At 72.8% G+C, this 12,285-nt stretch carries 9 protein-coding genes; 7 read left to right on the top strand and 2 right to left on the bottom strand.

Features of this window, described 5'->3' with window-relative positions; all coding sequences use genetic code 11:
* A complete protein-coding gene (locus ACIBA9_RS22845; RefSeq protein ID WP_399365650.1) occupies positions 1-1,848 on the bottom strand; it encodes an NAD-binding protein in 1,848 nt (615 codons plus the stop codon).
* 159 nt (positions 1,849-2,007) lie between these two features.
* Between ACIBA9_RS22845 and ACIBA9_RS22840 the strand changes: the two genes are divergently transcribed.
* The 3 genes from ACIBA9_RS22840 (at position 2,008) to ACIBA9_RS22830 (ending at position 5,489) form a co-directional block, all read left to right on the top strand.
* Positions 2,008-3,087, top strand: a complete 1,080-nt coding sequence (locus ACIBA9_RS22840; protein WP_399365648.1) for a permease — start codon at positions 2,008-2,010, stop codon at positions 3,085-3,087.
* Positions 3,084-3,872, top strand: a complete 789-nt coding sequence (locus tag ACIBA9_RS22835) for a TIGR03943 family putative permease subunit (RefSeq protein WP_399365646.1) — start codon at positions 3,084-3,086, stop codon at positions 3,870-3,872. The genes ACIBA9_RS22840 and ACIBA9_RS22835 overlap by 4 nt, the downstream gene beginning before the upstream one ends.
* Before the next feature lie 90 nt (positions 3,873-3,962).
* Positions 3,963-5,489, top strand: coding sequence for a PH domain-containing protein (locus ACIBA9_RS22830; RefSeq protein ID WP_399365644.1), 1,527 nt, complete (start codon positions 3,963-3,965; stop codon positions 5,487-5,489).
* On the opposite strand, the gene ACIBA9_RS22825 is transcribed toward ACIBA9_RS22830, so the two are convergent.
* Positions 5,452-7,569 (bottom strand): NAD(+) synthase, encoded by a 2,118-nt coding sequence (locus tag ACIBA9_RS22825; RefSeq protein WP_399365642.1) that lies wholly within the window; start codon positions 7,567-7,569, stop codon positions 5,452-5,454. The genes ACIBA9_RS22830 and ACIBA9_RS22825 overlap by 38 nt on opposite strands.
* A 161-nt stretch (positions 7,570-7,730) precedes the next feature.
* Between ACIBA9_RS22825 and ACIBA9_RS22820 the strand changes: the two genes are divergently transcribed.
* From ACIBA9_RS22820 to kdpB, 4 genes are all read left to right on the top strand, one after another.
* Positions 7,731-8,132, top strand: a complete 402-nt coding sequence (locus ACIBA9_RS22820) for a hypothetical protein (protein ID WP_399365640.1) — start codon at positions 7,731-7,733, stop codon at positions 8,130-8,132.
* Positions 8,133-8,390: 258 nt separating this feature from the next.
* Positions 8,391-8,480, top strand: a complete 90-nt coding sequence (gene kdpF, locus ACIBA9_RS22815; RefSeq protein WP_016434100.1) for a K(+)-transporting ATPase subunit F — start codon at positions 8,391-8,393, stop codon at positions 8,478-8,480.
* 7 nt (positions 8,481-8,487) lie between these two features.
* Positions 8,488-10,152 carry a potassium-transporting ATPase subunit KdpA gene (gene kdpA / locus ACIBA9_RS22810; protein WP_399365638.1) on the top strand — a complete coding sequence of 555 codons (1,665 nt, stop codon included), beginning with the start codon at positions 8,488-8,490 and terminating at the stop codon, positions 10,150-10,152.
* A complete protein-coding gene (gene kdpB / locus ACIBA9_RS22805; protein ID WP_399365635.1) occupies positions 10,149-12,275 on the top strand; it encodes a potassium-transporting ATPase subunit KdpB in 2,127 nt (708 codons plus the stop codon). Before kdpA ends, kdpB begins: the two co-directional genes overlap by 4 nt.
* Positions 12,276-12,285 lie beyond the last annotated feature (10 nt).

Genomic DNA, 12,285 nt, shown 5'->3' with positions numbered 1-12,285 from the left:
TCACCGCAGCTCGGCGAGCCCCCTGCGGGTGGCGGCGACGACGACGCGGTCCCCCCTCGTCAGCACATGACCGGGGGCCGTGTCGGTCCGTCCCTCCAGCGCCAGCACCCGCCAGGACCCGGCCCGGAACGCCTCCCGCACGGTGCGGCCCTCCAGCTGCGGATGCCCCGCCACGTCGACGGCGGCGAACAGCAGCACCCTGCGCTCCACGGCGATCGCCCCCATCACCTGCCGTCCGAGCATCGCACCGGCGAACGCCGGTGCGGCCAGGTGCGTCACGCTGCGGCTGCGGGTCAGCGCCAGCGGGTAGGCGGCCCTGAGCGTCCGGTACACGGCGGTGGCGAAGTCGTCGTCGTACAGCCGCAGCACCACGCGCAGGTCGGGCCGCACGGTCCGGGCGTACAGCGCCGCCTCCAGGTTGGTGGTGTCGGAGCTGGTCACCGCGAGCAGCGCGTGGGCCCGGTGGATCTTCGCGGACTCCAGCACACCCTCCTGGGTGACGTCTCCGAGGACCACCGGCACCCGCAGCCGGCGTGCGACCGCGAGGCCCCGCGCCTCCGGATCGGCTTCCACGCACACCACGGGAACGCCCAGTTCGCGCAGCCGGGTCAGCACCCGGGTGCCGATCTTCCCGAGTCCCAGCAGCACCACGTGTCCGCCGAGCCCGCGCGGTGGTCTGCGCAGGGCGGAGGCGGTCCGGAAGGTGCCGAGCGCCTCCAGGACGGCCGCCAGCAGGACGGGCAGCAGCAGCAACCCGACCAGCCCCGACAGCAGTTGCAGGATCTGCCGGCCCAGCGACTGCCCGATGGCCGGGTCGTCGATGGCGAACAGGTCCAGCAGCGTCAGATAGAAAGCCTTCAGTGGATGGGTGCCGGTGACCAGCCACAGCGCGACGGCGAGCGCGATCACACATCCCACGCTGCCCGCCAGCGACCAGCGCAGCCGCCGGGAGAACAGCGAGGCGAGGGGTACGCCTCCCACCCCGCGGGCGGGCGCCGCCGACTCGGGGCCGCCCGCCGACGACACCTGCTCCAGCACGATCGCCGCCCGCCCGCCGGCCCGCCGTACCTCCTCGTCGTCCGGGAGCAGCCGCGGTTCCTGCTCGCCGTTGCCGTCGGAGCCGTTGCCCGCGGGCCCGTCGCTCGCGGGGTCCGTCCCGGGCGCGGAGAGCAGCGCGAGGGTGCACAGCCCGGCGGGCGCCGCCGGCCCGCTCCCGGCCGGCGGCCGCTCCACGGCGCGCAGCAGCAGCCCCTCGGTCTGGACGACCTTGCTGGTGCCGGCGACCGCGGTGGCGGCCAGGGCGGGCGCGGCGGTGTCCGCGTCGGAGAGCACGGTGGTGGAGGCGTCCGCGCCGGCGCCGTCCCGGTCGGCCAGTGTGGCCACCTGGTCCAGGAGTTCCTCGATGTGCTGGCCCAGCCGCCGGTTGTAGAGCCGGAGCACCAGCCGTAGGCCGGGGTTGAGCCGGCGGGCGATCAGGGCGGCGCGGATGTTGGTCTCGTCGTCGTCGTAGACGAGGGCCAGCGCGGTCGCCCGCTCCACCCCGGCCTCGGCGAGCACGGCCTCGGTGGGCTCGGTGGCCTCCCACACCAGGTCCCCGTCCCGGCGCGGGTCCGCCGCGCCGCCCACGCCGGGGGTGGGCGCACCGCCCCCGCCGCGGCCGACGGAGCCGACCGCGGCGTTGACCACCCGGTCGAACAGCGCCGCCGACGCCGCCCGGGCCCGCCCCACCACGGGTGGTCTGGCCGTCCGTTCGTTCGGCGGCACCACGAGGGTCACCCGCTCGCCGTAGACCCCGCGCAACTCGGCGGCCAGCCGATGCGCGAGACCGTCCTCACCGCACACCACCATGTGCGCCGGAGGGGACCCCGGCCCCCCTTGATACGGAACGCTCGCCACGAGGGGAAAGACTGCACCAAGGAGAACGGTGGTTCCAGCGAAGCGATGAACACCCGTGCCCGGGCCCGCGTATCCAGGGGGAGGCAGAGAACCAGCCGGAGGTATCCGCTCGTGGCCATCACCGAAGACGCCCCGCCCGGCGTCCCGCCGCCCGCCCCGGCGCGCCCCAACGGCGAACGGCCCGATGGCGAACGGCCCAGCGGCGGCCGCGCGGACCGGGAGGGCCGTTCGGACCGGGAGGGCCGGCGGCTCAGCTCCCCATTGGTGCTGACCGCGACGCTGGTCCTGGTGGTGCTGGCCCAGTCGCCGATCCGGGGCGCCCTCGGCACCCCGCTGATGCAGAGCTGGACGACGGTGTTCGTCGCGGTCACCGTGCAGGCGCTGCCCTTCCTGGTCCTCGGGGTGCTGCTCTCCGCGGCGATCGCGGTGTTCGTCCCCCCGTCCTTCTTCGCCCGCGCCCTCCCGCGCCGCCCAGCCCTGGCCGTCCCCGTGGCCGGCGTCGCGGGCGCGGTGCTGCCGGGCTGCGAGTGCGCGTCCGTGCCGGTGGCGGGCGCCCTGGTCCGCCGGGGCGTGACCCCCGCCGCCGCCCTCGCCTTCCTGCTCTCGGCACCGGCGATCAACCCGATCGTGCTCACCGCCACCGCCGTCGCCTTCCCCCGGCACCCGGAGATGGTCCTGGCCCGGTTCCTCGCGAGCCTGCTGGTGGCGTGCGCGATGGGATGGCTGTGGCAGCGGCTGGGCCGCACGGACTGGCTGCGCCTGCCGGCACACGGCGCACACGAGGGCGCGACCAAGGGGGAGACGTTCTGGAACTCGGTCCGCCACGACATCATGCACGCCGGCGGCTTCCTGGTCGTCGGCGCGATGGCGGCGGCCACGCTGAAGGCGGTGGCTCCGGCGGCCTGGCTGCGCACGGCCGCCGACAACCCCTTGCTCTCCGTGCTCGCCCTCGCCGTGCTGGCCGTCCTGCTGTCGATCTGCTCGGAGGCGGACGCGTTCGTCGCGGCCTCCCTCACCCAGTTCTCCCCGACGGCCAAGCTGGTGTTCCTGGTGGTGGGCCCGATGATCGACCTGAAGCTGTTCGCGATGCAGGCCGGCACCTTCGGCCGTGCCTTCGCGCTCCGCTTCGCCCCCGCCACCTTCGCGCTGGCCGTCACCGGTGCAGTGCTGACCGGGGCGGTGCTGCTGTGAACCGCCAGGCCCAGGCGGCCGTCCTGTTCCTGCTCGGCGGCGCCCTGCTGCACGCGGGCAGCACCGACCTCTACCTGCGCTACGTGAAGTCGGGCCTGCGCCCCATGCTGCTGGCCTCCGGCGCGGTCCTGATCGTGGCGGCGCTGGCGACGGCCTGGTACGAACGCAAGCGCGCCAAGGCCGCCGGTGACCGCGCCCGACCGCACGCCGAGACGCCCGGATCGGCCCGCGACGGCGCCCCGCGGCACGACGGCACCACGGAGCAGGCCCACGCCCATCCCGAACCCCGCGTCTCCTGGCTGCTGTTGCTGCCGCTTCTCGCCCTCATCCTGATCGCCCCGCCGGCCCTCGGCTCCTACAGCGCCCTGCGCACCGGTACGGCGCTGCAGAAGCCGTACGCCTACGCCGCGCTGCCCGCCGGCGATCCGGTCCCGCTCTCCGTCGTCGACTACGCCTCCCGGGCGGCCTACGACCACGGTCGCTCCCTGCACGGCCGCCCCGTCCGCGTCACCGGCTTCCTCGCCCTGGACCACTCCGGCGCCCCCTATCTGGTCCGCATGGCCCTCAACTGCTGTGCCGCCGACGCCCAGCCGGTGAAGATCGCCCTGACCGGCGAGCTGCCCCCCGTCCTGCGCCCGGACGCCTGGCTGGAGGTGACGGGCACCTACACGCCCCGGCTAGCCCACGACCCCGTCAACAACGGCCCCGTCCCCTATCTGAGGGTCACCGCGGCGAGACCGGTCCCGGTGCCGCGCGACCCGTACGACGAGACCTGGAACACCTGAGCGCGCGTCACGACACGGCAGTGAGCGACCCTCCCGGACTGCCGGATCCCGCACAGGAAAGCGGACGCGGGCGGCGGCACAATCGCGCGCATGAACAACCCGGAAGTCGTCTGCCGTCCCCGCCGGCAGGCCGTGTTGTGGTGCCTGGTCGGGATCGGCGCGGCGGGTGCGCTGTCGGCCGGGGCCCGGGTCGTGTGTACGGGCCGCGTGGTGGACGGGTGGGTGATCGTCGGCCTGTTCGTGGCGGCACCGGGGGTCGGGGCGCTGTACCGGGTCAGGGGACTGGTGATCGCGGACGCGTCCGGGGTGCGCCGGCGGGCCCTGTGGCGTCTGCGTGGTGTGCCGTGGCGGGACATCGCCGAACTGCGCGTCCGTGAGCGGAACCTGGGCCGGGGCGGGCGGAGCCGCCGGGTCGTACTGGTGCTGCGGGACGGGCGCAGGCGGTCGTTGCCCCAGCCGGCGACCGGTTCGCGCGGTGACCGGGACTTCGCCGCGCGGCTGGCCGCGCTGCGCCGACTGCACCGCCGGTACGGCATCCCCGGCCCGGGCCGCGTCGGAGTCGTCACGGATGCCACCGTCGGCAGCGGTTGGTTGCGCTGGCTGGGGCTTGGTGTGCTGCTGCTCGTGGTGGGCGGGGTGACGGCGTCGTTCGTGCCGGACGCCACGGCGTACGAGCGGGCGTGGCGGGCGGCTCCCCCCTGCCCGGCCCGGGCGCCGGTGAACGCGTCCGAGGACTGCCGGTGGACCGCGCCGGCCGTCGTCGCGCGGACCGAGGCCCGTCCGCCGAGGCAGCGCAGCCGGTTGTACTTCACCGACGGCCGGCCGCTCGCGCGGCTGGACGTGTCGTCCGAGGCCGCCGAGGCGTTCGAGGCCGGCGACCCGGTCGAACTGACCGTCTGGCGCGGTGCGGTGATGAAGGTCGCCGGTGCGCACTACGTCTGGCACGAGCACGTGACCACCGGAGGCAGCGTGGCCGTGAGCGCGGCGCTGCCGGTCCTGGGCGCGGGCTACTGCGGGGCGCAGGTGCTGCTACGGCTGCGTGGGCGCCGGCGGCCCGCCGGCGAGGTCGTGCCGTCGGCGCTGCCGTACGCGCTCGCGTTCGCCGGCACCGGGGCATGGCTGCTGCCGCTCTGCTACCGCCACCCCGTGACGCCGTTCGGCTCCGCGCGGACCGTCCTGTGGTGGACCGCCGGCGCGCTGGTCTCCGCGGGGCTGTTCGTCCGGGCCTGGCGGGCGACCCGCGGCCGCCCGCCCGAGGACCCGGGGACGGCGCCCCCGCCCCCGGCAGCCGGCGGCGACGTGTTCGTGGCCGCCCGCTTCCTGGAGCACACCGACTACAACCCGTACGGCTTCGGCACCCACGTCGTCCTCGGGGACGGCGGCCCCGCGGTGACACCGCACCCCGGTCCGGGCCGGTTCGCGGCCCGGCGCATCCCGGTCGAGCGGCTCACCGTGACGAGCGTGCGGCCCGCCCGGGCCGGCGACGGCGACACCGTCCCGCGCGGCTGGCACGTCGCCGAGCTCGACGACGCCGGCACCCGGGTACGTCTGGCCGCCGCCCCGGACGACCTCGCGCGCGTCATTCGGGCGCTGGGACCCGCGAGGACGTGTCCGTGACCGGCCGGTCCCCGGCCCGCGCGCCGTCGAGGCCTTCGAAGTCGAACCGTTCGAGGTCGCGCAGCCAGGCGTTCGCGTTGCCGTCGGAGGGGGCCCGCCAGTCACCGCGCGGCGACAGCGAACCACCCGCCGACACCTTCGGCCCGTTCGGCATGGCCGAGCGCTTGAACTGGGAGAACGCGAAGAAGCGGCGGATGAACACCTCCAGCCACCGCCGGATCTCCGCCAGGTCGTAGGCGACCCGCTTCGCCTTCGGGAAGCCGGGCGGCCAGGCGCCGGCGTCCGGGTCGTGCCAGGCGTGCCAGGCCAGGAAGGCGATCTTCGACGGGCGGAAGCCGTAGCGCAGGACGTGGAAGAGGGTGAAGTCGTGCAGCGCGTACGGCCCGATACGGGACTCGGTGGACTGCATCTCCTCGCCCGGCACCAGCTCCGGGCTGATCTCGGTGTCCAGGATCGCGGTGAGGATCTCGCCGGTCTCCGCGTCGAACTGCTCGCTGCTGACGACCCACCGGATCAGGTGCTGGATCAGCGTCTTGGGCACGCCGGCGTTGACGTTGTAGTGGCTCATCTGGTCGCCGACGCCGTACGTCGACCAGCCGAGCGCCAGCTCCGAGAGGTCACCGGTGCCGAGCACGATGCCGCCGCGCTGGTTGGCAAGCCGGAACAGGTAGTCGGTGCGCAGGCCGGCCTGGACGTTCTCGAAGGTGATGTCGTAGACGGGCTCGCCGGAGGCGAACGGGTGGCCGATCTCCTTCAGCATCAGCCGTGCCGTCGGCGTGATGTCCAGCTCGGACGCGGTGACGCCGAGGGCGCGCATCAGCTTGTGGGCGTTGTCCTTGGTGTGGTCGCTGGTGGCGAAGCCGGGCAGCGTGAACGCCAGGATGTCGCTGCGCGGCCGGCCGGCCCGGTCCATCGCCCGGGCGGCGACGATCAGCGCGTGCGTGGAGTCCAGGCCGCCGGACACCCCGATGACCACCTTCGGGCCGCCGATCGCCGCGAGCCGCTGCTGCAACCCGGCGACCTGGATGTTGTAGGCCTCGTAGCAGTCCAGGGCGAGCCGCTCGGGGTCGGCGGGCACGAACGGGAACCGCTCGACGCGGCGGCGCAGCCCCAGGTCGGCGGTGGGCGGGCCGAGCTCGAACGGCACCGTGCGGAAGTCGCCGGTGCGGGCGGCGTGGGTACGGCGGTTCTCGCCGAACGTGCCCATCCGCTGGCGCTCCTGGCGCAGCAGGTCCAGGTCCACGTCGGCGACCGCGTACTGCTCGTCGAGCGGGAAGCGGTCGGTCTCGGCGAGCAGCAGCCCGTTCTCGTAGATCATGGTCTGGCCGTCCCAGGACAGGTCGGTCGTCGACTCGCCGAGCCCGGCCGCCGCGTAGACGTACGCGGCGAGACAGCGCGAGGACGCCGAGCGGCACAGCAGCCGCCGGTCCTCGGCGCGGCCGACGGTGATCGGGCTGCCCGAGAGGTTGAGCAGCACGGTCGCGCCCGCGAGGGCCGCCTCGGCGCTCGGCGGCACCGGCACCCACATGTCCTCGCAGACCTCGGCGTGCACCACCAGACCGGGGACGTCCGCCGCCTCGAACAGCAGGTCCACGCCGAAGGGCACGAGCTCGCCGCCGATCCGGATCGTGCCGCCGCGCTCGGCGTCGCCGCCGGTGATCTGCCGGCGCTCGTAGAACTCCCGGTAGTTCGGCGGGTACGACTTGGGGACGACACCGAGGACCCGGCCCCGGTGCACGATCACCGCGCAGTTGTAGAGCTGCTGGCGGTGCCGCAGCGGGGCACCGACCACCAGCACGGGCAGCAGGTCGGCGGAGCCGGCGACCACGTCGGCGAGCGCCGCCTCGACGTCGTCGAGCAGCGCGTCCTGCAGCAGCAGGTCGTCGATCGCGTAACCGGACAGGCCCAGCTCGGGGAAGACCGCCACGGCGACGCCCTCGTCCGCGCACCGGCGCGCGTGGCGCAGGACCGCCTCGGCGTTGGCCCGCGGGTCGGCAATGGCGGTGTGGCCCGTGCACGCGGCGACTCGCGCGAAGCCGTGCTGATAGATCGACCAGAAGTTCGACGGGACGTCCCTCATGACTCCACCATGGCTCCACGACTCCACAGACCGCACATACGCAGCGGATCTCGTACAGGACGAAGCCTAGATCCCCGCGGCCGCCGTCCGTCCGGGTACCCGGACGCGGCTGAGTACGCATGCTCTGTCCGGAACCGGCCCGCCCGGAAACGCTGGGGCACATGAACCAGGAACCGATGCGCCGTGGCCTGCTGACAAGTGCCCTGCGGCAGGTGCCGTCGATCCTCTTGCAGGCCGGGGTGGCGGTCGGGCTGTGGGCCGCCTGGCTGGGCGTGCGCTCCGACGGCTCGACGACCGGCCCCTACGCGGCGTGGCAGGTGGCCGGGCTGGTGGTGACGCTGGCGGTGCCGGTGTGCTGGGCGGCCTTCCGGCGGTGTTTCGCCGGTGCCGTGCTCGGGACCACGGCCGGGCTTTCCACGGCCGCCTGGGCCGACTGGTCGGACGACTCCACCGGCCTGTTCGCGATCGGGGTGGGGCTGGTCACGCTGGGCAGCCTGGCCGCGACCCTCCTCGTCAGCGCCCTGGTGCACGCGGTGGCCTGCCTCCGGGGACCGGACGCCTGAGGGCGGCGAACCGGATGCGCACCCCCGCTCCCGGGCGCTCGGCGCCGAAGCCGTAAGAGACCCGTCAAGGCGCCGGGAGCCGCCGTAAGAGAGGTGTCAACGGGCGACCGGATCCGGCCAGAGGGGCGTTTGCTCGACCTGTCCGTAGCAAACCGAACCTCACCTCCAGGAGTTCACGATGGCCGATCTGGCCTTCGTCGTCACCGTGCTCGCGGGTTTCGCGCTGGTGGCCCTTGTCGCCAAGGGGGTGACGAGGCTGTGACCGCCGAGAACATCGTCGGCCTGGTCGTGGCCGTCGCCCTGCTGGGCTATCTCGTCCTCGCCCTGATCTTCCCGGAGAGGTTCTGAGTCAGGAATGGGTCCCGAACTCGCCGGCACGCTCCAGCTGCTGGCCCTGATCGGCGCGCTGGCGCTCGTCCACGTACCGCTCGGCAACTACATGGCCCGGGTCTACTCCACCGACAAGCACCTGCGGGCGGAGAAGTGGATCTACAAGGCCATCGGCGCCGACCCCGACGCCGGGATGACGTGGCCCGCCTATCTGCGCGGTGTCCTCGCCTTCTCGGCGGTCAGCGTCCTCTTCCTCTACCTGCTCCAGCGCCTCCAGGGGGTGCTGCCCGGCTCGATGGGCTTCTCCTCGGTCGGCCCGGCACAGTCGTTCAACACGGCCGTCTCGTTCGTGACGAACACCAACTGGCAGTCGTACTACGGCGAGCAGACCATGGGGCACGTCGTGCAGACCGCGGGTCTGGCCGTGCAGAACTTCGTCTCGGCGGCCGTGGGCATCGCGGTGGCCATCGCGCTGGTGCGCGGGTTCGCGCGCTCGCGCACCGGTCAGCTGGGCAACTTCTGGTCCGACCTGGTCCGCGGCACCCTGCGGATCCTGGTGCCGGCCGCCGCCGTCGCCGCGGTGGTCCTGGTGGCCTGCGGGGCGATCCAGAACTTCTCCGGCATCCACGAGGTCGGCCAGTTCATGGGCGGCTCGCAGCAGTGGAACGGCGGCGCGGTCGCCTCTCAGGAAGCGATCAAGGAGCTGGGCACCAACGGCGGCGGCTACTTCAACGCCAACTCCGCGCACCCCTTCGAGAACCCCACGCCCTTCACCAACCTCTTCGAGATCTTCCTGATCCTGGTGATCCCGTTCTCCCTGACCCGCACCTTCGGCGTGCTGGTCGGCTCGGTGCGCCAGGGGTACGCGATCCTCGCCACGATGGCCACCATCTGGCTGGGCTTCACCGTCCTGATGATGTGGACCGAGTTCGCCCACCACGGTCCCGCCCTCCAGGCCGCGGGCGGCGCGATGGAGGGCAAGGAGGTCCGCTTCGGCGTCGGCGGCTCGTCGATCTTCGCGGTGGCGACCACGCTCACCTCGACCGGTGCCGTCGACTCCTTCCACTCCTCCTTCACCGGACTGGGCGGCGGCATCACCATGCTGGGCATGATGCTGGGCGAGATCGCGCCCGGCGGCACCGGCTCCGGCCTGTACGGCATGCTGATCCTCGCGGTCATCGCGGTGTTCATCGCCGGCCTGATGGTCGGCCGGACGCCCGAGTACCTGGGCCGGAAGATCGGCGGCCGGGAGATGAAGCTGGCCGCCTGCTACATCCTGATCACCCCGGCGCTGGTCCTGGTCTTCACGGCGGCCTCCATGGCCCTGCCGACCCCGCCCCATTCGATGCTGAACCCGGGCGCGCACGGCTTCTCCGAAGTGCTGTACGCCTTCACGTCCGCGGCGAACAACAACGGCTCTGCCTTCGCCGGGCTGAACGCGAACACCGACTGGTTCAACACCATGACCGCACTGGCGATGCTGCTGGGCCGGTTCCTGCCCATGGTCTTCGTCCTGGCGCTGGCCGGCTCGCTCGCCGGGCAGCAGCCCGTCCCGGTCACCGCGGGCACCCTGCGCACCGAGAAGCCGCTGTTCACCGGTCTGCTGGTGGGCACGGTCCTGATCATCACCGGTCTGACGTACTTCCCGGCCCTGGCGCTGGGCCCGCTGGCCGAGGGGCTGGCGTCATGACCATCGACACCCGGAAGCACGAGGACTCCATGTCCACTCCCACTCTCGCGCCCCATCCGGACGCGCCGACCGGACACAAGACCGCCGAGGGCCGGGTCGGCGCGGGCCTCTTCGATCCCGGGCAACTGGTCAGGTCGCTGCCGGACGCCGTCCGCAAGCTCGACCCGCGGGTCATGGTCAAGACGCCCGTGATGTTCGTGGTGTGGATCGGCTCGGTCCTGACCACCGTCTTCTCCTTCAAGGACCCGGGCGACTGGTTCGGCTGGGCCATCAGCGCCTGGCTGTGGCTGACCGTGGTCTTCGCCAACCTCGCGGAAGCGGTCGCCGAGGGCCGCGGCAAGGCGCAGGCCGACACCCTGCGCAAGGCCAAGACCGACACGGTCGCCCGTCGACTGATCGAGGATGGCTCCGAGGAGCAGGTCCCGGGCACCGCGCTGACCATCGGCGACCTGGTGGTCTGCGAGGCCGGGGACGTCATCCCCGGTGACGGTGATGTCGTCGATGGCGTCGCCTCGGTGGACGAGTCGGCCATCACGGGCGAGTCCGCCCCGGTCATCCGCGAGTCCGGCGGCGACCGCAGCGCCGTCACCGGCGGGACGAAGGTGCTCTCCGACCGGATCGTCGTCAGGATCACGACGAGGCCGGGGGAGACCTTCATCGACCGCATGATCAGCCTGGTCGAGGGCGCGGCCCGGCAGAAGACGCCGAACGAGATAGCCCTGAACATCCTGCTGGCCTCGCTGACGATCGTCTTCCTGCTGGCCTGCGCCACGCTGCCGCCCCTCGCCGACTACGCCGGCACCCGGCTGACGATGATCGTGCTGGTCGCCCTGCTGGTCTGTCTGATCCCGACCACGATCGGCGCCCTGCTCTCCGCGATCGGCATCGCGGGCATGGACCGGCTGGTGCAGCGCAACGTGCTGGCCATGTCGGGCCGCGCGGTCGAGGCCGCCGGTGACGTCTCCACCCTGCTGCTGGACAAGACCGGCACCATCACCCTCGGCAACCGCCGGGCCGCCGCTTTCGTGCCGGTCGGCGGCGTCCGCGAGGCGGACCTCGCCGACGCGGCCCAGTTGTCCTCACTGGCCGACGAGACCCCCGAGGGCCGTTCCGTCGTCGTCCTGGCGAAGGAGAGGTACGGGCTGCGCGAGCGCCACCAGGGTGAGCTGGTCGACGCCGAGTGGATCGCCTTCACCGCCCAGACCCGTATGTCGGGCGTCGACGTCGACGGCCGCAAGGTCCGCAAGGGCGCTTCGGCCTCGGTCATCGCGTGGGTGCGGGACCAGGGCGGCGAAGTCGCCCCGGAAGCGGCGGCGTTGACCGACCGGATCGCCGAGGCCGGCGGCACTCCGCTGCTCGTCGCGGTCGAGGACGCCGACGGTGCCCGCGTGCTGGGCGTCATCCACCTCAAGGACGTCGTCAAGGAGGGCATGCGCGAACGGTTCGAGGAACTGCGCCGCATGGGCATCAAGACGGTCATGATCACGGGTGACAACCCGCTGACCGCGAAGGCGATCGCCGAGGAGGCGGGCGTCGACGACTTCCTCGCCGAGGCCACTCCCGAGGACAAGATGGCCCTGATCAAGCGGGAACAGGCGGGCGGCAAGCTGGTCGCGATGACCGGCGACGGCACCAACGACGCGCCCGCGCTGGCCCAGGCGGACGTGGGCGTGGCGATGAACACCGGAACGTCGGCCGCCAAGGAGGCCGGCAACATGGTCGACCTCGACTCCGACCCGACCAAGCTGATCGAGATCGTCGAGATCGGCAAGCAACTGCTCATCACCCGGGGTGCGTTGACGACGTTCTCCATCGCCAACGACGTCGCGAAGTACTTCGCGATCATCCCGGCGCTGTTCGCGGCGGTCTACCCGGGCCTGGACAAGCTGAACATCATGCGCCTGTCCTCGCCGGACTCCGCGATCCTCTCCGCGGTCGTCTTCAACGCGCTGATCATCATCGCGCTGGTGCCGCTGTCCCTGCGAGGCGTGCGCTACCGGCCGATGAGCGCGGACAGGATGCTCCGCCGCAACCTCGGGATCTACGGCATCGGCGGCCTGATCGCGCCCTTCGTCGGCATCAAGCTCATCGACCTGCTCATCTCCCTCATCCCCGGGCTGTGACCTTTCAAAG

Source organism: Streptomyces sp. NPDC051452 (assembly GCF_044454765.1).
Taxonomy (GTDB): domain Bacteria; phylum Actinomycetota; class Actinomycetes; order Streptomycetales; family Streptomycetaceae; genus Streptomyces.
Note: the sequence above shows the minus strand (reverse complement) of the source record. Positions and strands in the feature narration are given on the sequence as shown.